Source organism: Armatimonadota bacterium (assembly GCA_016223145.1).
Classification (GTDB): domain Bacteria; phylum Armatimonadota; class Fimbriimonadia; order Fimbriimonadales; family Fimbriimonadaceae; genus Nitrosymbiomonas.
This window is the reverse complement of the sequence record JACRPN010000011.1, coordinates 109,402-131,247: the sequence shown is the minus strand read 5'-3', so window position 1 is coordinate 131,247 and position 21,846 is coordinate 109,402. Positions and strand designations below refer to the sequence as shown.

Sequence of the window (21,846 nt, the reverse complement as noted above, 5' to 3'; positions counted from 1 at the left end):
AACTACGGAGCTTTCGGCGGATGGACGCGGACTTCATAGAGGGCACACAATTCCGTTTCTTTCTGGCACCTGATCCTAAGATACCGGGCCCGACGAGTCTTGAACCGATATGGGACGGTTTGAACTCCTGAACCCCCACCCATCCCTCTATTCTCGGAGCTCCAGCGAAAGTCCAGCTCTCGTGCAAAGACCTCGCCCTCCGAAGGCGTCTGGCCAGTGGCATAGCCGGAGATCTCGAACGACCTCCAGAAGTCTCCCCTAGCCGTGATGCCAATCTCCGCGATCAGGCGGTCCCGCCCCAGGTCGATCTCAATCCAGGCGTCCTTCTTGCCCGTAAGCTGCGTGGAGGTCGAGGGATCCCCATCGAGCGCCGCGGAAAGTCTGGCAGGCAACGATCCGCCGGAATCGGTGATGATCTTTCCTTTAGCAAGCTCGACCCCAAGGTCGGCCGCCTGGGTGCCCATGTCGAACCGGATCGGCAGTACCACCGGCGCGACGGGATTTCTGGACACGCAATCCAGCACCTGCCAGAGCTTGAGAATCCCGTACCCGACGCTGCCGTCCTTGGTGGCGCGCACCAGAAACATCGCATTGCCCCCGTCGAGCGCAATCCTGCCAAAGGGAGACGCGCTCAGCGACTGCCCACCCGGAGACTTGGCGCCCTCCGCAAGGCCGGTAGCGCGCTTGGGAAGGAGGGCGAGGCCGCTGGCATCCACCTGAGTTGAAAAAGCGGGAGTCTGGTCAGACACCTTGCCCCCGGCCAACTGGAAGAAGTCGAGCTTTGCCGGAGCCACCGGTTCATCGGAGAGGCTCCGCGATGAGATGAACATCAGGCTGGGCGCCTTGTGGAGCCAGGTCGATCCCTCACCCCTTCGCTGGCCAAGCATGGCATTCAAAGCTGCGGCGTCAGTGGCGCAAAAAAGGTCCGTTACCTCCATCGTCACGAAGGCGATCAGGGGATCTTGGACCGGGTCGTAGGGCAACACCAACTTGTCGGAGAGCAGCGCCTCGTTGCGGGTGTCGCCGTAGCCCATCAGCCCGGGATAAAGGTCCTTCGTTCCCCGAACGAGCGGCCCGTCCGGCCCCATCGCCGCAAGCCATCCAGGGGTGACGCCGCTGTTGGGAAACGCCGTCAGATCGGGAACCAGCCCCACCGAAGCGCCGATCCTTTTGAGCACTGCTCGGTCCACGTCGCGGGCATCGACCCGATCCGCAGGGCCGATTCCAATGGCGCCATCGAGCTTCAGGTTGTTCCGCATGGCCAAATGGGCCGAGTCAAACTGGGAGTCGGAGACGATCTCAATTTCCTGCACACGGACAGCCTCCCTGATTCCCGTACGCGCAAACGAAAAGCGGCTCTGGGGAAACGCGGACTCATTCAGGAACTGCGCATGCGCCTGGACCCAGTCCTCCACGCAAGCCAAACCCATCGGCGCATCGGGACCGCCAAAGGACTTCGCAAAGCTCTCGGCCACCACGAACCCCAGGCTGAGCCCGTTCTCAGGGATCGTCAGGCAATTGTTGCCAAGGTCGACGTCATCGGGGGTGGAAACTTGGCAGGCAACCGTCCTCACACGGTGGTCAAACGGCGCCATTCGGTAGGGCCTCGTGAGCGTGACGGCCGTTGCCTCTCCGGGCGCGAGGCTCTTCTGCGTTTCCGATTCAGAGCCCGGGACGCCGAGCGCTGACCAGCGCACCGAGAACCGCGAGACCGGCGCCGAGCCGATGTTTCGGATCGTGGCGGTGTAGGTGACTGGCTCATCATCTTTGGGCCAGTGCTGCGCCGCCAAATTCGCGATGGAGCGCGGCACATCCACGCTGACCCCGTCCTGTTGGGCGGTGGCGCTCTCCGGTTTGGCGAACCGCTCATACGAGGGTGACTGGGTGATCAGTTGAACGCTCAGGTCGGGCCCCAGCTTTCTCGGGGCATTCTCAAGAACCAGTTCGAGGGCCGGGCGATCGGAATTGGACTGGCTGGAAAAGAACTGCGTCGGGCCGTCGAATTCCAGAAGGAACCCGAAGTTCTCGGCGGGACGATCGAGTTGGTACTGGATTGCCTCGCCGAGCCCCTCGATGAGCACCTGGCCGCTACCGCCTGGCGAGAGCTTCGCGTCGGCGATGGGAGAGGCGTCCGACCTTCCTGCAGCTCCACCCATCTGCCATTTCGCCCCTGGCACCCCAAGATGGCGCATGGACCAAGTCGCGGAGCCAAAAGCCTCCGCTTCCGACTTCTCGGCCGCCGCAGGCTGAAAGATCGCCACGGAGGTCACGATCGGGCCCTCTCCCCAAGACGCCAGCACCCTGGAGACCCGCCGCAAGATCGGCATTCCCGTGCCTCCCAACGTCAGTCGAAGTGAAGCCGAGCGCACTTTCCGATGGCCGATGGCTCGGTTCAGATCGCCAAACCGGATCAGGAGGTTTGCGCGGTCATCCGGCTCCAAGAAGAGCGCTCCGCCCAGGTTTCGATTGGGGGCTCTGGAAGAGAGCACCGTGTCCTCCACGGCCCAATACCGCGTGCTGAGCCCAGGCACGCCGCAGCCCCGAGACAACGTCAAGTTCGAGGTCTCTTGGGGCATCAGGGCAAGGCTGAGCAGCAGTCCGGTGATCATGCGCGGAGTGTACCGGCGGACTGGTATAGGGCTGGGCCGGATCACCGTAATCCCGTGGTGCGAACCCGCCCTTCGTCACCCATTCACAAGTAGACTCACCCCATCATGTACCGTCGTCTGCGACTCGCCCTCGCCTCCGCACTAACGCTCTTGGCCGCGCTTTCGTCGGCCCAAACGATCGATGAGCTTGCGGCGAAGGTCAAAGCCCTGCCCCATGTGAAAGAGGTCAAGATCGCCGGCCAAGCCAACAACCAATGGCTCGACATCACCTTCGAACAGCCAGTGAACCATAGCCTGCCCGAAGTGGTGGCGCCAGGCAAACCCAAGTTTGAGCAGCACGTGTTTCTCCAACATACGGGATTTGAGAACCCCGTCGTACTTGGCACGGAGGGGTACTCCGCGAATCGGCCCGTCGGCGGCGAGCTGCGCCGAATGCTCGGCACGCCGAACCTGATTACGGTCGAGCACCGCTACTTCGGGCGGTCGATCCCGAGCCCCTGCGTCTGGGAGCACCTCACCATCAAGAACGCCTCGGACGACCTGCACGAGATTGTTCGCTCGTTCAAGAAGCTCTATACGGGCAAATGGGTCAGCACCGGCGCCAGCAAGAGCGGCCAAACGGCGCTCTATTTCAAGTGCTATTACCCGAACGACGTGGACGCGGTGGTCGCTTACGTCGCGCCGATCAACCTGAACGCTGAGGACCCGCGCATCAACGAGTGGATGGACAAGGTCGGTGACGAGGCGACGCGCAAGCGGATCAAGGACTTCCAGATCGCCCTGCTCAAGCGGGAGGACGAGGTGCTGGCGCTGCTCAAGGCCGACCCCAAGGCGTATTCGATGGGCGTGGCGAAGGCCTACGAGTACGGCGTGTTGGAGTTTCCCTACGCCTTCTGGCAGTACGGCTCGAACGTGCGCGCCGACTCGATCCCACTGCCCGACGCCCCCGCCCAGGCCCTCGTCGACGCCTACAGGCGGGTCAACGCGATGTACTACTACTCGGACGCCGGCATCAAGCAGTTCGAGGCGTTTCAGTACCAGGCGTTCACCGAGGTCGGCTACTACAACTACGACATCAGCGACTTCAAGCCCTACCTGAAGGCGAACCCGAACCCGACGAACATGGACCTATGCCCCCCGGGGACCAAGGACAAGATCGTCTACGACCCCAAACCGTTGGCTTTTGTCTATCGAACGCTCCAATATGAGGCCCACAACATTATCTTTATCTATGGAGAAACCGATGCTTGGTCGGCGACGCAGATGCACCTGATCGGGCGCACGAACGCGGTGAAGGTCGTGGTCAAGGGCGCTTGGCACAACGCGAGCGTGCGCCTGGCCTCCCCGGACCAGCAGGAGCAGATCTATTCAGCGCTGGAGAAGTGGTTGGGGATGAAGGTGGTGAGGGGGTGAGGTGAGAGGATGATGTGCGTCCTTCCACAGCTTCTGCCCAAAGGACACGTGCGAACTGCCGATTGAGTACGAGGGTTGGGTGCATTTGCTGCTCGGGTGGGCTTGGAACGGGGTTTTGCTAAGGTAATAGCCTCAGTCGTAGAGCGAGCTGGGTCAGGAACGTAGAACAGTGCAGATGGACACAGATCTTTTGCGCGCCATTAGTTTTGAGGACGGCACAGCCTGGTTCCGAGGTTACCGCGCTCGCAGACTATGGGACGTTTCTTGGCGTGGGTCGGGCCGTTATTACCGGGCCACCTTTGACCTTGGCGACTACATGACTTACAGAGCATGTGTAGGGATTGGGGACCTACCAAGATCGCAGTGCCGTGAGCGCCTCCGGGATCAGAATGGCCGCTGGCTAACAAGGTAGAGAAAGCTGTCGCTGACAAACGATGGCTTTCATTGACGAACGACGCTCGTGAACGAACTCCATCCATTCGTCGATTCTCTTCGACGCGCGAAATCGATGCACCATTGCACGAATAGGAATCGAGAGTCCAACCAAGTGCGTGTCCGTAGCCCAGGATGCGAGTTCAACGATGCCCCAAGTTATTCCTGAATCGATCGCACGGGACTTGTACCGGCCGAGAACTTGCGAGGGGTCACTGCCCTTCCTGAGTTCCCAGGTGGCGAATCCCAGCAACAAAAACGCTGTCAAATACGGCAGGTCCGGCAGTATGTGATCTTGGGCGTGCGCAACGGCTTCACCCACCTCGTGTGAGAGTGCAGCGTTTGAACCAAACTCCACGAGGTCGGCATTATGGTGGGCAACATGCGAAACCGCCTCAGACGTGGCAACGACATCAATGTCTGGGTAGTGATCAATCGCCACGTTCACAAGATGGCTTGTCTTGGAAGCCTTGGCGCTCAGTAGGTCTACTAAGTGGCCGTGCGAGTCGTGCACCAAGATGTCGTAGCCCGGCTGGGTCGCGACGCGTGCGAGCGAGGCCACTTGACCTGCCGGAAGGTGGCCATCGTTCAAGTAGTCGACAAACCGCATCTCAAACAGCTTGCCTTTCACGCCCGAAATCGCGCCCTGCAACTGCTCGGGATCATGGAGCGTTCGGACCCAATCGACGAAGTGGTGCTGGGAAGCCACACGCGGATATTGAAGTGCGAATGCCGCCTTGATTTCGTGGGGCACACTTTGCTCGACGATTGCGCCATCCAGGATGTCGTGTACGGCGAGGTCGCTGCTCAGGACTGCCCCTTCGAGCCAGACATGTGCAGGGACCCGCTTGCTCAGTTCGCCTCGTAACTGCGAGGCTCCAACGCCCCTGGGTCCAGTCGCACCTGATTCATGTACGAATTGCCGAAGGAAGGTATTCATCTGGAGAGGAGGTTGGCGGCCATCAGAGTGCATGCGCCCAGACTCAGGATGGCGACAATGATTGCCATTCGAGACCTTCGTTCTGCCTTCAAACACGACACGGCGACCCTAGTCGCCTCGTCCCGCGCTTGGCCTGAGAACAGCGCATTCTTGTACGACAGTTCAGAGTTTAGGTATGCATTCGAGGCGGCGCTGGAGAGAGCCGCAAGTTCTCGACGCGTCCTTTTCTGCGTTTCTGCCAATCCGGCAAGGGCCGCTTCTATGGCGCGCACCCTACCTGCAAATGCCGACAACAGCTCATCTGTCTCGTCGGTGTACTGCTTCAGTTGATCTTCCAGCCTCTTGCCGGTAGCTCGATCCCAAGTTTCCCTAATGCCTGCCATCGGAACCTCAGCATCAAGTATATGCCATCACGTTATCGAGCATGTCGAGACTCTATGATGCGTTCGGGTCGATCGGAGCGGTGGGAGCAAGACGGCACCAAGACCCTCCCACCGCGTTTGTGTAGAATGGCGCGATGTTGCCGGAATCCAATCCTTCGCGCCGGGATGTGCTTGCCTCGGCCGCAGCGGCAGGAGTCGCCGGGATCGCGCCTGCGTCTGCGGGTCGAGTATCCCGATCCGAGGATCGTGCCCTCCTAACCGAGGATCACGCACAACAAGACGAAGATCGCGCGGGTCTGGGCAAACGCAGCGCTGGGCTGGTGCCTCGCAGCGACTTCGCCTTTCCGGCGAACATGACCTACCTGAACACGGCCTCCGTCGGACCTAGCCCGAAGGCGGTGCTCGATCGAATGGTGGCGACCTGGCACCGGATCGAGCGTTCGCCGGTTGTGGAATCCTACGCAAGAGGCGCCGAACACCTCGAGGAGGTCCGCCAGAAGATCGGAGGCCTTCTCAACTGCGACAAAGAGGACCTCGTCTTCACGGGTTGCACGTCGGACGCGATGAACCGTCTGTCGTTCGCGCTGAACCTGCAACCTGGCGACCACATTCTCAGCACCGACCAGGAGCACGAGGGCGGCCACGACTGCTGGAAGTTCCACGCGCGCTCCCGGGGCGTCGAGGTGCAGGACATCCCGATCGGGCTCGACGAGCGCGACCCGCAGGCGATCGTAGACCGGTTCGCGAGGGCGATCAAGCCGAAGACCCGGGCGATCTCGTTCTCACACGTGCTGTATACGAACGGCCTGCGCCTACCCGCCGCAGAACTGTGCGATTTGGCCCGCCGCCGAGGCGTGATTTCCATCATTGATGGCGCTCAAGCGGTCGGCAGCATCGCGGTGGATATCGCGAGAATCGGATGCGACGCCTATGCAGCGCCCGGCCACAAGTGGCTTCTCGGGCCGAAGGGCACCGGCTTCATGTATGTGAGTCGGGCCGCCGCGCCCCGGCTTGAGCTCCTGACCCGCCTGACCGACACCAAGGCACAAAACGACACGACGGGGTTGATGAACCACATGGGCTTCCAGGGCTTGGGTGCGGCCATTGACTACGTGAACCGCATCGGAGTGCAGAAGATCGAGCGGCACAACCTCGCGCTCCATGCCTACGCCTATGATCGCATGCAATCGCTGCCGGTGAAGCTGCTCAGCCCACGCAATGGGCCCATGGCGTCGCCCCTGCTGGCCTTCAAGATTGACAACAAGTTTGACCCAAGAAAGCTGATTGGCGAACTCCTGGAGAAGGAGAATCTCGTGATCAAAGCTCTGCCAAAGCATGGTGGTCTACGGGTCTCCTGCCACCTGCTCAATTCTGAGGCTGATATCGACCGGACGGTGACGATCCTGAAGCGTCGGCTCGCGTAAGGCTCAGGACCCTACTGTTTGAGCACCCAACCGTTCGGGTCAATGATGGGGTCGGCTCCCGAATAGTTCAGCGAGCCCTTGCCACCGGCCATCGGGACCCGCGTTGTCTTCCCGTTGGCGGACACGTCGATCGGCATCGGGAAAGGCAGCCCGTCCGGAGTCACCCACTCGAGCCGCAGGACGCCGTTCGCGGCCTCAGACTTTAGCGTTGGCAACTTGGCCCGGCGAACATACACCTCGAAGAACCACCGCAAGTCCTGCTTTGCCTCTGCCGAGGCGATGTTCACGAAGTCGTCGGTCGTCACCAGTCGGAGGGCGCGGCCATCGGCCCAAGTTTCTGACTCGGGCGTGGGATAAGCCATACGGCGAATCGAGCGTAGGAACGCCTGATCGCCGATGAGATACCGCAGCGCGTGGAGCACGAGCGCGCCCTTGTCGTAGATGTCACCGCCATACGCTTCGCTGTTGGTTTCTTCCCGAGGCGCGACCGGCGCCGCGTTCAGCACGTTGCGTCTGCGGTTCTTCATCGCCCGGAAGTAGGCTTCCTTGCCACGGAGCTGTTCGATGTAGAAGGTGTCCATGAAGCTTTGGAAACCCTCGTGAATCCACATATCCCGCCAGTCCGCGTTCGAGACCAGGTTGGCCCACCACTCGTGGCCGAATTCGTGGAGCAGGAGCCAATCCAGCCCGTCGGGATTGAGTCGAAACTTGTTTCCGTAAGCCGTCGCGGTCGAGTGCTCCATGCCGAGATGCGGCGTCTCGACGATGCCGCACTTCACGGTTCGGAAGGGGAACGGGCCACAGTACTTCTCCATGAACGCGAGGTACTTCTTCTGTTCGGCGATGAGCTTCGGGGCGTTGGACTTGTCTTCCGGGAGCACATAGAAGTGGATCGGGATCATCTGCCCCGCAACCGACTTCTGGGTGTCCTTGACCAGTTCGTAAGGCGCCGCGTTGAACACCAGCGAGTAGTTGTTGATCGGCAGCGGCATGACCCACGTATAGGTCGAGGTCTTGTCCGCGTTCCGGGCGGTCTTCTCAAGCACGCCCGGCCCCACCGCAATCAGCGGGTCGGGGACGGTCAGCCGCATCGTGGCGTGGTTCGCGCGGTCGGAGGGATGGTCCTTGCAGGGGAAGAGAAGGTCGGCGCCCGCTCCCTGGAGCGCGACCGAGATCCAATCCGCTCCGCCGGGTGTCTTCGCCCACATGATGCCGCCATCCCAAGGCGCGTTGCGTGCCACGTGCGGCACGCCGCCGTAAGTCGTTTCCACCCGAATGGGGTCGCCCGGCTGCTTCGAGAGCGGAAAGTGAACTCGGATCATGCCCTTCAGCCGATCGAAGCGCAAGGGGCGCGTGCCGTCGGTGACCTTGGATACGGTGTAGGGCTCATCCAGGTCGAGCAATATGCTGGCCGTCGGGATGACGGTCTTGGCGAGCATGACGGTGGCACCTCTGATCGTCTTGTTTGCGGAATCAACTTTGATCGTGATGTCGTACGACTGGACGTCGTAGGCGGCTTGCTCTAGCCTCAGGCTGCCACCCGAGGTCTGCCCTCCTTGCGTGGTTTGCGATGTCGCGATCGCGACGAGGAGCGGAATGGCAGCGAGCAAAGTCATGGCTGCGAATAGTATAGAAGCTGAAGCTTCAGGGCGATCAGAGAGGGCAATTCGAACAATCCGAAAAGCAAACGCGCCGGACGGTTGCTTGAACCAGAAGCTTCTGGCACCCCGGACGCGACTCGAACGCGTGACCTACTGCTTAGAAGGCAGTTGCTCTATCCGCTGAGCTACCGGGGCGCGGCGATCCCTATTATGAACGCTCGGCCCGTGAGCTGCGATTCGGAACTTGCGCGCTGCCCTATTCCTCGGTCTTCGCCCGGAACAGCCCCTCGGTCGACAAATACCGCTCTCCCGTGTCGTAGGTGAACGCCAGCACCCGCGAGCCCGCGGGCAGCTCCGGCAGCTTCTTGGCGACCGCCGCGAAGGAAGCCCCAGAGGAGATCCCGACCAAGAGGCCCTCTTCCTTGGCGGCGCGCTGGGCCATGGCGAACGACTCTTCCTCGGTAACCGGGATCGTGCCGTCGAGCACGCCGGTATCCAGGACGCCGGGCAAGAAACCCGCCCCAATCCCCTGAATCTTGTGCGGCGAATGAGTTCCACCGGCGATCACCTGCGACTTCTCGGGCTCGACCGCAAACACCTTGAAATTCGGCCACCTCGCCTTCAACACTTGGCCCACACCGGTGATATGGCCCCCCGTGCCAACCCCGGTGATCAGCACGTCCAGTCCATCAGGAAAGTCGCTCACGATCTCCTGCGCGGTGGTCCGGCGGTGAACCTCCACGTTGGCCGGGTTCTCGAACTGCTGCGGCATCCAAGAGCACGGCGTAGCTTCGAGGATCTCGGTGGCCTTGGCGATCGAGCCCTTCATGCCCAGCTCTTTGGGTGTGAGCACCAACTCCGCGCCATACGCGGCCATGATCCCTCGCCTTTCGACCGACATCGACTCAGGCATAACGAGGAACAGGCGATAGCCCTTGACCGCCGCGACCATGGCAAGGCCGATGCCCGTGTTTCCGGATGTGGGCTCGACGATCACGCCGCCAGGCTTCAGCGCGCCGCTTTTCTCCGCGTCTTCGACCATGGCGAGCGCGATGCGGTCTTTGATGCTGCCGCCCGGGTTGGCGCGTTCCAGCTTGGCCCAAACCTCATAGTCGGGACCAAACAGGCGCTGAATGCGAAGGTGTGGCGTGTTGCCGATGGTGTCAAGAATGGATTGGGCTTTCATAGAGAACCTTGGGACTGCAGGCTCGAGCCTGTGGAAAGCTGGGATGCGGGAGGCTGCGTTCTCTGGGACAGGTGTGTTACGACGCTGTCGGGAGGAACGCTTTCGGTGAGCCAACTGTTGCCGCCGATCACCGAGCCGCACCCGACCACCGTGTCACCGCCGAGGATCGTTGCGCCGGCATAGAGGACGACATCATCCTCGATGGTTGGGTGACGCTTGGTGTTTGCGAGGCGCTTGCTAACCGACATCGCGCCGAGTGTCACACCTTGATAGATCTTGACGTGGCGGCCGATCTCGGCCGTTTGGCCGATGACGATTCCCGTGCCGTGGTCGATCATGCAAGGCACGCCGATCTCAGCTTCGGGATGAATGTCGATGCCGGTCTTGGCGTGAGCAAACTCGGTCAGCAGCCTCGGAATGAGCGGCACGCCGCGAAGAGCAATGAGATGAGCGATCCGGTAGATGGCCAGCGCGAAAAATCCTGGATAGGCCATCACGACTTCTTCGATCGACTCCGCCGCAGGATCGGATTCGAAGATGTATTGAGCGTCTTCCATCAAGCTGGCGCGGACACCTGGCAAGTCTTCGAAGACTCCGGCCGACAGAACGGCTGGATCATCGATTTGCGGAAGCGCGGCGACGATCAGCCCGGTCAGGCGCTTGTGCAGAGATTGCAACTGAGCCGCAGGATCGAACAGGTCACCCTCAACGTGATCGGCAAAAGGCGGAAAAAGCAGGGCGAGCAGCTCGCGTACAAGCTCTTCGCCGTCGGTGCGGATCCTGCAAGAAATCTGGCAACGGCGTCGTGCATCTACCAGTTCATGCAGGAAGGCCGGATCAATCTGTAAGGGCTTCATGGTTCGAGGCGAAAGGGTCGCTCTCCGTTGAGCGTGCGTGCAAGTCTTGTTACGCCAAAAGGGCACCGAATAGTGCTTCTGAAAACGTCGTGTGCCCTAGGCCGGACCTTGAGGCAGGGCCATCCCCGAGCTGCGAAGACACTCCTTCGGCAGTCTCTTAGGAGTCCGCGCTCAGAATCGTGAGAAGCGACACCTCGGGTGGGCAGAAGAGCCTTGAGGGCGGCCCCGTCGTGCCCACACCCCGGCTTACGTACAGTGGCGTCGGAGCGTCTGGGAAATACCCCTCCAGATACTCCTTGCCGTTCAGAGTTGTCATCGGTGGCCAGCCCCAGGGCGCGCGAAACTGCCCGCCGTGACTGTGCCCGCTGATCATCACCGCAGCGCCCTCCGGCAGCCGGGTGACGACGTCCGGCTCGTGCCAGAGCACGACCTTCGGATGTTCACCAAGGTCTTCGGCGCGCGCCATCGCCAAAGGGGCATCGTCGCACGCCATGTTCGCCGAGTCGACGCCAACCCACGTGATGCCCGCGTGATGCCAGGCTTCATTCCGAAGAAGCTTAATATTCAATGTTTCCAGAATTGGAGTGAGCAAGTCCGGCTCGCCGAGCCAATACTCATGGTTGCCCGGGCATGCCACCACGTTGCCTTCCATCAGCAGAAGGTCCTCCAGCGCTGCGCCGACAAGCTCCGGGCTCTGCACTTTCCAATAGCCCACAATGTCGCCGGGCAGCACAACCATATCGGGATTCTCATCCAGCGCCATCCGCACGGCTTGTCGCGCAAGCTCGACCGAGTATTGGTCGCGCAGATGCAGGTCCGCCAACACCGCAATCCGAAACCCATCCAGCGAGGCCGGCCACCCCCTCAACCGCAAGCGACGCCGTTCGGCCTTGAGCCTCCAGGACTCCACAAGAGCGCCATACACCAAGATGCCCGCGCTCGCGGCGGCCGCGCCGAGGAGCAGCTTGCCCAGTTTCACGCTCGGTCCTCGCTGTTCAAAGTCAAGATCGAAACCTCTGGAGGGCAGAAGAGCCGCAATTTCGGACCTACGGTTCCGATCCCGCGGCTCACATAGAGCGGTACCGGTGCATCGGCGTAGAAGCCCGCGATATAGGTTCTCGCGCCTCGCGGTGTGTGGAGCGGAACGCCGAACGGCAGGCACATCTGACCCCCATGCGAGTGTCCAGCCAACATGATACCGACGTTCGAGTGAACCCGGCTGACGAAGTCTGGCTCATGAAACAGCGCCAAAATCGAAGGATCGTCGCGATGCCGATGATCGAGCATGTGGCGGTCTCTCCCCGCAATGCCGTCATCGATCCCCCAGATGGTTGCATCGCCGAAACCCACCAGCTCATTCCTGAGCAGGCGCGTCCGTCGACCCCGAAACTGCTCGATGAGCTCTGGAGTGGTGGGGACCCAATAATCGTGGTTCCCCAACACCGCGAAAGCGCGGCAGCCGGTATCGTCCGCCGCATCGAGGACGCGCCGAACATTGCGCAACGCCTCTTCGCCGGGTGTGTTCAGGAAGTCGCCGCCGAACAGTATCACATCGGGCTTCTCGACGCCCGCAATCCCCACCGCCTCAATCGCCCGCTCGGTCTCCTGCTTGTCGTTCACGTGCAGATCGGTGAGCAGCGCCACCTTCAGGCCGTCGGCTTTCCATTTGGGCAGGCGCAGGGCCTGGCGCTCCACCTTTAGGCGGCCCACCTCGGTCCCCTGCGCCAGGGCCGTCACACCGATGCCTCCTAGAACCACGGTGCGAATCAACCTGCGGCGGGAGATGGCTCGGGCGTCCTTGCGGGGGTTGCGAGGTGGCATGGTGCTCAGTCCAATGCTTCCATCAGACGTCGAACGGCCTCCATGTTGTTCGCCGGAGGCATGACATAAAGGCCCGCCGCATGTTTCTTCGCATACGCCGCCAGCTTCTGGGCTTCGGCAATCCCAGTCTCCAGCGCCGAATGCTCATCCTGGGCGTCGGCCAGCTTTTGGCGAAGCCAATCGGGCACTTCGACGCCGGGCACCTCGTTGTGCATGAATTCCGCATGCTTGGAACTCCGCAGAGGCATCACGCCCAGAAAGACCGGCAGCCCGTACCGCCTCCCAGCCTCGACCGCAATCTCGGCATGCTCGACGTCGAAGATCGGTTGCGTGTAGATCAGTTCCGCCCCGGCGTCGGCCTTGCCTTTGAGCCGGTCGGACTCCAGTTCCGGTTCGAGCGAGACGGGATTGTAGGCGACGGCAATCGTAAACCCGGTCTTGAGCCCTACGGTGTAGCCTGCGAGGTCGAGCCCTTCGTTCAGGCGCGACAGAATCCGCACGAGTCCGATCGAGTCCACGTCGAACACGCTGGTCGCGCTGGGATAGTCGCCGATGTTGGCGGGGTCGCCGGTCACGCAGAGGATGTTTCGCACCCCAAGCGCGTGACAGCCGAGCAGGTCGGCTTGGATGGCGAGGAGGTTCCGGTCGCGGCAGGCAAAGTGCATCACCGCTTCCATGCCGACCTCATTCTGAATGCGGTGGCAGACCGCCATTGGGTTCATGCGAAGGCGCGCCCTGGCGCCGTCCGAGATGTTGATCAGGTCGACGCCGATCTCTTTGGCGGCGCGGATGTTGGCGAGGAATTTGTCGTAGTTCAGGCCTCGAGGCACGTCCATTTCGACGGTCGTCACGAACTGGTTTGCTTTGAGCTTCTGATGAAGGGGCGTTCTGTCGGTTGTGGGCACCGGGGCGCGATCTTCGGACTTGATCTGCCCTGGGCGGCGCGCTTTCACCTTGAATGAAGCCCTTCCCAATTGCCTTCCCAACTCCGCGATGTGGTCCGGCGTGGTGCCGCAGCAGCCGCCCACAAGCTTTGCGCCTTCTTCGATCAGCCTGACCGATGCCTTGGCGAAGTACTCCGGCGAGGCGTCATAGGCCACCTTGCCGCGGATGAGCTGCGGCATGCCAGGCGTGGGATAGGCGATGACGGGAAGGTCGCTGCCGTCGGCGATCATCCGCACCAGGTCGAGCATGCGCTGTGGCCCGACGATGCAGTTCGCGCCGATGGCGACGGGTCCCAGCTTGGCCAGGTCTTCGGCGCAGCGAGTAGGAAGTCCCGCGGAGAGCGCTTCTCCGTCCTCGATGTAGGCCTTGCTGACCAAAATGGGCAAGTCGCAGACCGCGCGCACAGCGGCGAAAGCCAGTTTGAGCTCCTCGATGTCGAGGAAGGTCTCGAGCAGGAACCCGTCGACGCCGCCCTCGGCCAGGGCTTCAGCCTGCTCCCGGATGGCCTCATAGAACTCGGTTCTGGGGATTCCCCCAATCGGCTCGATCGGCTTACCGGCGGGGCCCACCGCGCCGAGTACAAGGCTCTCCTCTCCGGCAGCCTTCCGTGCGATGCGTGCGCCTTCCAGGTTGACCTGGCGAAAGTCCACCGATTGCCCCATAAACCGGAACGGATTGGCAGAGAAAGTATTGGTCTCGATGACCTGGGAACCGGCCTCCAGATACTGCTTGTGAACATCGAGCACAAGGTCTGGCGCCTCAAGGTTGGCGAAGTCGCAGGGATAGTGCGTGTAGCCCCGCGCCGCCAGAGCCGTGCCGCACGCTCCGTCTCCGAGCAGGTAGGGGGATTGCAGAGCTTCGATCAAGCGCACGGGAGGTTTATACCTGTGACCTGATCCGAGGGACAGAGGGAAGGAGGGACGAGGGGGACAAAGGGACAGAGGAACGGAGCGCAGGCATCCATGCCTGGCCCCTAGGAATGAGAGGGCTGCCGGATGATTCGGTGAGTCGGTGAAGAGGAATGTCGAACCCCCTCTCCCCTCGTGGGAGAGGGTCCGTGAACGCAGTGAACGGGGATGAGGGGGTCGGGCTGTTGACGGATGAGACGGTGAAAATGTGAGTCGGTGAGACGGTGTAGTCGGGTGCAGGATTTAGCCGCTTTGCGGCGAACTAGAATCCGATGAGCAACGTTCGAATCGGCATGATCGGGTGCGGCGGCATGGCCCGCGCCCATATGAACCAGCTTTCCGAAGTCCCCGAGGCCGAGATCGTGGCGCTCAACGATCCGGACGAAGGCCAAATCGCAGCCTGCCGGGCGCGCTTTCCACACCTTGCCAACGTTCCCGTCTTCAAGGACTATCGCGACATGATCGCGGCCGGCGGCCTGGATGCCGTCGAAATCAACACCCCCCACACCCAGCACAAGCAGCAGATGCTGGACTCCTTCGCCGCGGGACTCCACGTGCTTTGCGACAAGCCGCTCGTGACGGTCGCCGCCGAAGCCGCCGAAGTGATCGCCGCCCGGAACAAATCCGGCAAGGTCGGCCTTCTGGCCTACCAGCGGCACTACAGCCCGGTCTTCCGCCGCCTGCGCGATTCGCTTCAGGGCGGCAAATACGGCAAGCTCTTGTTCGTCAACGCCGTGCTCGGCCAGCAGTGGAAGCGGCTGACCAAGGGCACCTGGCGACAGGTTCCTGAGCTCTCTGGCGGAGGCCAGCTCAACGACTCCGGCAGCCACGTCGTCGACGTCTTGATGTGGGCTACAGGATTGGAGCCCGAGTCGGTTTCAGCCTTTTGCGATAATCGCGGGGCGCCTGTGGACATCGATTCGACGGTTGCGATTCGGTTCAAGGGCGGGGCGTTCGGTTCGATCTCGGTGCTTGGCGATTTTCCGGCCTGGCACGAGGATTGGACGATCTACTGCGAGAAGGCGGGCTTCCTGATTCGCGATGGCAAACTGACGGTCATTGAGGACGACGGCTCGCGCTGGGTCGCGGAGTCGATGCCCGGCGGCAGCCACCCGGACCGGAATTTTGTGTACGCGATCCTGAAGGGCGAGCCCGTGGAGGCGACGTTCGAGAACGGCCAACGCGTCATCACGATCACGGAAGCGATGTGGCGGTCTGCAGCGCAGGACGGGGTTCCGGTTAGGCTCTGATCTGGCGCCACGCGGCCGCAGGCTAAAGCCTGCGGCTACGGGCTGCGACGGGCTGCACCTATCATCGTGTGGCGTGGCGTCTTTGCGCCTTGACGAAAATCCCTATGCGCAAACAAAAACGAATGACAAGCGAGAGAACTACCTTCTCGCTGCGACCAGCTTGTTGCGCCATTCGGGGGCGCCGAGGTAGCTGGTGGTCACGCCGCCGCTGCTCGATGAGGAGTGCGTGAAATAGCCGTTGCCCATGTACACGCCGGTATGGCCGATCTTGCCCCGGCTCGCGCTCCAAAAATACAGCCGGTCGCCGGCCTGAAGGTCTTCGAGCCGCGTGATCGGTTTGCCGACCAGCGCCTGCTCCGCCGCCGTCCGCGGCAGGCCGACGCCCACCTGCCCATAGAGCATCTTCACAAACGCCGAACAATCGATGCCGCTGCTGGTGCTGTTTCCACCCCACTTGTAGGGCACGCCGATGTAGGCCTGGCTCAGGCCCGCCACCTGAGCTCCAGTCGTGCCCGTGGCGCGCAAGGTGCCGCCCCGTGAAGCCAGATCGTTGCCCGCGCGTGGGGCCGCGCTCACGTCGCAGGTCACCTCATAGGGGAGCCTCGCGACGGCCGCCGAGTGGACGTAGCCAAACCGCCCGTTTTGCAGGAGCACTTTGAACCAGTTTGCCGACGAAGTGGACTGCAGGACCAGATACTGGTAGGGCTTGAGCCGGTAATAGACGCGCGACCGGGTGTTCGTCGTCGCATAGATCGACGTCGTTTTCACCGATTGGCCCAGCTTGCCCAGCACTTTCACCTTCGCGCCGTCTTGGCCGAAGGCCGGGCAGACGAGCGCCAAGATTAGGGCGGGCAACAGTTTCCTCAAAGACATCAAGCTTCCCAATTGTGGCATAGCGGCAGTCAAAGCGCGAATTCGGCTCCGTGATGCATATGATCGGCGTTCCACAGAATTCCTGAACCCGCGCCGTGGAAAGTGCGCGTATGGAGAGAGACGGAATTGGGGTGGGAGAGGTTCAGCGGGGAGGGGGGGCGAAGGGCGAAGGGCGAGAGGCGAGAAGCGAGAGGCGAAGGTTTTCAGGTGCTCACGTGCTCAGGTGCTCAGGTTGTCGGGTTGCAGGGTCAAGACGCCCCGATGCCCCCCGGTCATCCATCGCTTTTCGCCCCTCGCCTCTCGCCTCGCGCTCTTCGCTTCCGCTACTTCAGACCCATAAACCCATAGTACAAATCCGTGACCTTGCGGATGTAGTTTTGCGTTTGGCTGAACGGCGGTATTCCGCCGTACTTGCGCACGTTGCCGCTGCCCGCGTTATAGGAGGCCAGGGCAAGGATCAGCGCCTGATAGCCGTCGCCCGTCTTGGCGAACTGGCGCTCCAGGTGGCCGCGAATCGAGCGCACCGTGCCATAGAGGTTCTGATACGTGTCGTAGGCGTCGGTGATGCCCATCCCGCGCGCCGTGCCGGGCATGAGCTGCCCCAGACCTTGAGCACCCGCGCGAGAAGTGGCGTTGGGGTTGAAGCCGCTCTCGACCATCACCATCGCCAGGATCAGGCGGGCGTCGACGCCATAGCGGACGCTGAACCCGATGATGCCTTCGGCGATCCTCCAGGCGTCGGCATCGGAAAGCCGCTTGTTGCGCCCCTTGATGAAGCCCGCGTAATAGGAGGTTGCCTCGTTGGCGGGCAGGTTCCAGTCTTTGCCGGAGGTCTTGCCCCGCGAGCCGATCGCGCCCGTGAGGCCGCCTCGGTTCTTGGAATTGGCCTTGGCCTTTGCTTTGGCCGCGGCCTCGGCGGCTTTCCTCGCCTCCGCCTTTTCGATGGCGGCGATGGAATCCTCGAGCGCGGCGCCCAGCAGCTTGGCTTCGAGGGGAGCGAGGTCGTCTTCTCGGGTCGCATGGATGAGCAGCCGGGCGGCCACCTGGTTGTTATTCAGCCAATCCGGCACGTTTTCGGCGTCGATGGTCATGTCGCCGCCATCGGTGCGCTCGACGAAGAGGGAGGTCTTGCCGTTCACGACAAGGGTGCCCTGTACGACGCCCTTGACCTCAAAGGTCCGCGCGCCCACGAACGTCTCCAAGGCTTCAGTGCCCACGGCCTGGGTGATCTTGTGCTTTTTGCGCAGCTCCAGATAGGCGTTCAGGCTCTGGGCGCTTAAGGCGCCGAATAGGACCAGGAGCGCGAACAGGGTGGCGAGGGGGCGAATCATGGCGCCTCTTGGGGCACGGCTTCAATTCTGGCGGAGAGATCGGGATTCGAACCCGAGAGGAGCTATAAGGCCCCTACCCACTTAGCAGGCGGGCGCTTTCGACCACTCAGCCATCTCTCCGCAGGGATGCCATTTTACATCATCGGACGCCTTGGGGTGCGAATGGAGTTCGGGGAGGGAAGGCGTCGGGAGCCCCGCCCACCGTGGTAAAACCCCCAACATGGAGATCTCCCACGGCCACATGGACCATTCCGGAAGTGCGGTCGATCTCGCCAAGAAGCACGGCGCGACCATAGTGGCCATTCACGAGCTCGCGGAGCATTTCGAAAGCCAGGGCGCGAGCACCATCGGCATGGGCAAGGGCGGCACCCTTCACAGAGACGGCCTGGAGATCACGATGGTGGACGCGAGGCACTCGAGCTCTCTCGATATGAACCAGCCGCCGATCTATGCGGGCGAGCCCGCCGGGTTCGTGGTCAAATGCGAGGATGGCTTCACGTTTTATTTCGCCGGCGACACCTGCGTTTTCGGCGACATGAAGATCATCGCCGAACTTTACGAGCCGCAGCTCGCGTTTCTGCCAATCGGCGACCACTACACGATGGGTCCGAAGGAGGCCGCCTATGCGATCCGGCTGCTGGGCGTCAAGCACGTGGTCCCGATGCACTGGGGCACGTTCGGTTTGCTCACCGGCACGCCGGAGGCGGTGCGCCTGGCCTCGCACCCGAACCCGGGCCTAAGGGTCTACGACCTGGAGCCCGGCGTGCCGTTCTGAGAAATATCGGGGCGAAGGGACGGAGCGCAGGCATCCATGCCTGGCCGGTCGGAGAGGGTCCAGGGGACAAAGGGACAGATGCCCCCCTCACCCGGTTCGCTACGCTCACCGACCTCTCCCCAGGGGGCGAGGTGGCACAAATGGCATCCATCGCTCTTCGCCATTCGCGCATCGCGTTCTTGGCCCTCTCCCACGGCCGAAGAGGAGGTTCAACTCTTCAGGGGCTAGCGCCTTCTTCCCGCGCCGACTGGCTCGCGCACATCGTGGCGAACGATCTGAGGGTAATCCGGAAGCCACATCGTATCGTCGATCCGCTCGCTGAGCTCCGAGATCGACGCCACCTTGGTCAGGCCCTGCTCCATTGCCATCTCCCCCACCGCGTGCGCGATGCGCCGCGAAACCTTCCGGATTTGGCCCATCGGCGGCAGCACCGGCGCTCCAGGAGCTTCCTCGGCGATGTGCGCCAGCTCCTTTGAGGCCGCACGGAACATCTGCCGCGTGACCCTTTTGGCTTTGGTCGCAATGACGCCAAGGCCCACTCCCGGAAATACGTAGCTGTTGTTGCACTGGCTGACCATGTGCCTTACGCCCTTGTACTCAACCGGTGCAAACGGGCTGCCGGTGGCGACAATCGCCTTACCGTCGGTCCAAAGCTGGATGTCGGCGGGGGTCGCCTCGGCTTGAGAGGTCGGGTTCGAAAGTGGAAGGATGATCGGCCTGTCACAGCCCTTGGCCATTTCCTTCACGATCGCTTCCCTGAACATCCCGGCCTTGCCGGAAACGCCAATGAGCACGCTCGGATGAACGCGCTTGACCACTTCGTCGAGCTTGATGTAGCCCTCCTGAGCCGCCCAACCCTCGACTTCGGCCTTCTTGCGGGCAAACCGGGTCTGGAACGGCAAGATGCCCGAAAGGCCGTCGTGGATCAGGCCCTTAGAGTTGAGGATCCAGAACTTGGCGGCCGCATCTTCTTCGCTCATGCCCTGGTCCACCAAGGAATCGGCCAACTGGTTGGCGATGCCCACCGCCGCCGACCCGGCGCCGAGCAGCACGACCTTCTGCTCTTCGGTCCGTTTGCGCGTGATCCGCATGGCCGAGAGCAACGCCGCCGTGGTGACGGAGGCCGTGCCCTGGATGTCGTCGTTGAAGGTGCAAAGCTCGTCGCGATACTTGCCCAGCAGCAGCGAGGCGTTATCGCGCGAGAAGTCCTCCCACTGCAGAAGCACATCGGGAAGCTTCTTCTTGACAGCCTCAACAAACCGGTCGATGAAGTCCAGATAGGCCTGCCCTCGCACGCGGCCATGTCGCCAACCCAGATAGTGTGGGTCGGCCAGGCGCTCTTCGTTGTCGGTGCCCGTGTCCAGCACAATCGGCAGCGTGCGCGCCGGGTGAATGCCCGCACAAAGGGAATAGAGCGACAGCTTGCCAACGGGAATGCCCATGCCGCCGACGCCCTGGTCGCCCAAGCCCAGGATGCGCTCGCCATCGGTGACGACGATAACGTCCACGTGCTTGAACGCCCGATTTTCGAGGATCAACTCAATCTCGTCTTTCTGGGGATAGCTGATGAAGAGCCCCCGTGGGCGACGGTAGATGTGGCTGAAATGCCGGCAGGCCCATCCGACAACGGGCGTGTACACCAGGGGCATCATCTCTTCGAGGTGCGAAAGGAGCAGCCGATAGAACAGGACCTCGTTGCGGTCTTGGAGCGCGCGCAGATAGATGTGCTTCTCCATGTCCGTCGGCTTGAAGCTGAACTCGTGGTAGGTCCTCTCGAGCTGCTCGTGAATGTCGGTGGCGTAGGGCGGAAGGAGCCCGTTCAGGCCCAGTTCGGTCCGCTCGGCGGTGGTAAAGGCCGTGCCCTTGTTGAAGATGGGGGTGTCGAGGAGGAAGGACCCGGCAAGGTCGGTGGCCACGGTGGATTCGCCGGAGTCTTCCTTGCGAAGCGTGAAGTCGAGCATGGTGAGCTCCCTGGCCTCTGGGATACGGCGTGCGCGAAGGGAACGCAGAGGGTCCCTTCAAGCGGTTTGATAGCCCGCCGCGACCCTAAGCCTGATGCTTGAGTTGAGCGTACCGCGTTGGGGTGTCCTTTCGCTTACCCCTGCGGCCTCGAGCTTGCTCCGGTCCGAGCAAATGGCGACGGCAGGTGCCAGAATCTGCCATGGCCCACTCCGTCGTTCCTGAAGCCGAAGCCCTGCTCGATCAGGAGATCAAAGTCCTCGATCACGGTTTCGTCCGCCTTGTCGATTACCTCGGGAGCGACGACCGGATCGTGCAGGCCGCGCGAGTGAGCTACGGGTCCGGCACGAAGAGTTTTCGCCAAGATCGCGGGCTCATTCATTACCTGATGAAGCACCTGCACACCTCTCCGTTCGAACAGGTGATCCTCACGTTCCACTGCAAGATGCCGATCTTTGTTGCGCGGCAATGGGTGCGCCACCGAACGGCGCGGCTGAACGAGATTTCAGGACGCTACTCGGTGATGAAGGACGAGTTTTATCTGCCCAACCCCGAGCAAATCCGGTACCAATCAGCGAACAACAAGCAGGGCCGATCGGATGAGGCGATCCCTTTCGATGAAGCCATGAAACTCATCGCTGAGCTCGAGCAGGAGCAGAAGGACGCCTATCGGCGCTATGACGGCTTGGTCGAAAAAGGCGTGGCTCGCGAGTTGGCACGGATGAACCTGCCCCTTTCGCTGTACACCGAGTGGTATTGGCAGATCGACCTTCACAACCTGTTCCACTTCATCCACCTTCGCGCCGATGCCCACGCGCAGTATGAAATCCGCGTGTTCGCCGACGCGCTGGCGCAATGCGCCAAGGCTGTCGCGCCGCTTGCCTATGAGGCGTTCGAGGAGCATTTGAAGTGCTCCGTGCGTTTTTCGCGTTCGGAGTGCCTGGACCTCATGCGTCGCCTCGAGGGCAAAGAGACGGCTCTTGAGGGCCGCGCCCTGGCCGAGTTCGACTCCAAGCTGGGAAAGATGGCCTCGTTCCAAGCGCCCGAGCCGGTGGAGGAGCCGACGCTGAATTCGTAGTCGAGTCTTGGCCCTGTGAGCGGACGCGACCGGGCCAAGGGATTTGCTTTCGTCCCTGGGC

At 62.0% G+C, this 21,846-nt stretch carries 16 protein-coding genes and 2 tRNA genes; 5 read left to right on the top strand and 13 right to left on the bottom strand.

From position 1 onward, the window contains the following. Nucleotides 1-2: 2 nt before the first annotated feature. Nucleotides 3-2,609: a discoidin domain-containing protein gene (locus HZC36_09295; protein ID MBI5707167.1), complete on the bottom strand. Its 2,607-nt coding sequence runs from the start codon at nucleotides 2,607-2,609 to the stop codon at nucleotides 3-5. A 105-nt stretch (nucleotides 2,610-2,714) separates the two neighbouring features. Here HZC36_09295 and HZC36_09290 point away from each other — a divergent pair, with 105 nt between their 5' ends. Next, nucleotides 2,715-4,022: a hypothetical protein gene (locus HZC36_09290; protein ID MBI5707166.1), complete on the top strand. Its 1,308-nt coding sequence runs from the start codon at nucleotides 2,715-2,717 to the stop codon at nucleotides 4,020-4,022. A 400-nt stretch (nucleotides 4,023-4,422) separates the two neighbouring features. Here HZC36_09290 and HZC36_09285 read toward each other — a convergent pair whose 3' ends face one another. Next, entirely contained in the window at nucleotides 4,423-5,394 is a 972-nt protein-coding gene (locus HZC36_09285; GenBank protein MBI5707165.1) for a hypothetical protein, read from the bottom strand. Between the two features lie 517 nt (nucleotides 5,395-5,911). On the opposite strand from HZC36_09285, the gene HZC36_09280 reads away from it, so the two are divergent. Next, nucleotides 5,912-7,201, top strand: coding sequence for an aminotransferase class V-fold PLP-dependent enzyme (locus tag HZC36_09280; protein ID MBI5707164.1), 1,290 nt, complete (start codon nucleotides 5,912-5,914; stop codon nucleotides 7,199-7,201). 11 nt (nucleotides 7,202-7,212) lie between these two features. Here the strand turns inward: HZC36_09280 and HZC36_09275 are convergent, their stop codons facing one another. From HZC36_09275 to HZC36_09245, 7 genes are all read right to left on the bottom strand, one after another. Then, nucleotides 7,213-8,817: a M1 family metallopeptidase gene (locus tag HZC36_09275; GenBank protein ID MBI5707163.1), complete on the bottom strand. Its 1,605-nt coding sequence runs from the start codon at nucleotides 8,815-8,817 to the stop codon at nucleotides 7,213-7,215. A gap of 104 nt (nucleotides 8,818-8,921) precedes the next feature. Continuing rightward, nucleotides 8,922-8,997: transfer RNA gene (locus tag HZC36_09270), tRNA-Arg, on the bottom strand. Between the two features lie 61 nt (nucleotides 8,998-9,058). Then, complete coding sequence (cysK, locus tag HZC36_09265) at nucleotides 9,059-9,988, bottom strand: cysteine synthase A (GenBank protein ID MBI5707162.1); 930 nt, start codon at nucleotides 9,986-9,988, stop codon at nucleotides 9,059-9,061. Further along, the gene (locus HZC36_09260) at nucleotides 9,985-10,845 is read right to left on the bottom strand and encodes a serine acetyltransferase (GenBank protein MBI5707161.1); all 861 of its coding nucleotides are present in this window, start codon (nucleotides 10,843-10,845) and stop codon (nucleotides 9,985-9,987) included. The genes cysK and HZC36_09260 overlap by 4 nt, the downstream gene beginning before the upstream one ends. Before the next feature lie 157 nt (nucleotides 10,846-11,002). After that, on the bottom strand, nucleotides 11,003-11,824 hold the full coding sequence (locus tag HZC36_09255) for a metallophosphoesterase (GenBank protein MBI5707160.1): 822 nt from the start codon (nucleotides 11,822-11,824) through the stop codon (nucleotides 11,003-11,005). Continuing rightward, on the bottom strand, nucleotides 11,821-12,666 hold the full coding sequence (locus tag HZC36_09250) for a metallophosphoesterase (protein ID MBI5707159.1): 846 nt from the start codon (nucleotides 12,664-12,666) through the stop codon (nucleotides 11,821-11,823). The genes HZC36_09255 and HZC36_09250 overlap by 4 nt, the downstream gene beginning before the upstream one ends. Nucleotides 12,667-12,671: 5 nt before the next feature. Then, complete coding sequence (locus HZC36_09245; GenBank protein MBI5707158.1) at nucleotides 12,672-14,483, bottom strand: bifunctional homocysteine S-methyltransferase/methylenetetrahydrofolate reductase; 1,812 nt, start codon at nucleotides 14,481-14,483, stop codon at nucleotides 12,672-12,674. A 308-nt stretch (nucleotides 14,484-14,791) separates the two neighbouring features. Between HZC36_09245 and HZC36_09240 the strand changes: the two genes are divergently transcribed. Next, nucleotides 14,792-15,769, top strand: a complete 978-nt coding sequence (locus HZC36_09240; GenBank protein MBI5707157.1) for a Gfo/Idh/MocA family oxidoreductase — start codon at nucleotides 14,792-14,794, stop codon at nucleotides 15,767-15,769. A 138-nt stretch (nucleotides 15,770-15,907) separates the two neighbouring features. Here the strand turns inward: HZC36_09240 and HZC36_09235 are convergent, their stop codons facing one another. From HZC36_09235 to HZC36_09225, 3 genes are all read right to left on the bottom strand, one after another. Then, entirely contained in the window at nucleotides 15,908-16,642 is a 735-nt protein-coding gene (locus HZC36_09235; GenBank protein MBI5707156.1) for a C40 family peptidase, read from the bottom strand. Nucleotides 16,643-16,965: 323 nt separating this feature from the next. Then, nucleotides 16,966-17,733: a lytic transglycosylase domain-containing protein gene (locus HZC36_09230; GenBank protein MBI5707155.1), complete on the bottom strand. Its 768-nt coding sequence runs from the start codon at nucleotides 17,731-17,733 to the stop codon at nucleotides 16,966-16,968. A gap of 268 nt (nucleotides 17,734-18,001) precedes the next feature. Next, nucleotides 18,002-18,093: transfer RNA gene (locus tag HZC36_09225), tRNA-Ser, on the bottom strand. A gap of 100 nt (nucleotides 18,094-18,193) precedes the next feature. Here HZC36_09225 and HZC36_09220 point away from each other — a divergent pair. After that, the gene (locus HZC36_09220; protein MBI5707154.1) at nucleotides 18,194-18,748 is read left to right on the top strand and encodes a metal-dependent hydrolase; all 555 of its coding nucleotides are present in this window, start codon (nucleotides 18,194-18,196) and stop codon (nucleotides 18,746-18,748) included. A 224-nt stretch (nucleotides 18,749-18,972) separates the two neighbouring features. On the opposite strand, the gene HZC36_09215 is transcribed toward HZC36_09220, so the two are convergent. Further along, on the bottom strand, nucleotides 18,973-20,709 hold the full coding sequence (locus HZC36_09215; GenBank protein ID MBI5707153.1) for an NAD-dependent malic enzyme: 1,737 nt from the start codon (nucleotides 20,707-20,709) through the stop codon (nucleotides 18,973-18,975). A gap of 200 nt (nucleotides 20,710-20,909) precedes the next feature. Here HZC36_09215 and HZC36_09210 point away from each other — a divergent pair, with 200 nt between their 5' ends. Next, nucleotides 20,910-21,785, top strand: a complete 876-nt coding sequence (locus HZC36_09210) for an FAD-dependent thymidylate synthase (GenBank protein MBI5707152.1) — start codon at nucleotides 20,910-20,912, stop codon at nucleotides 21,783-21,785. Nucleotides 21,786-21,846: the final 61 nt, after the last annotated feature.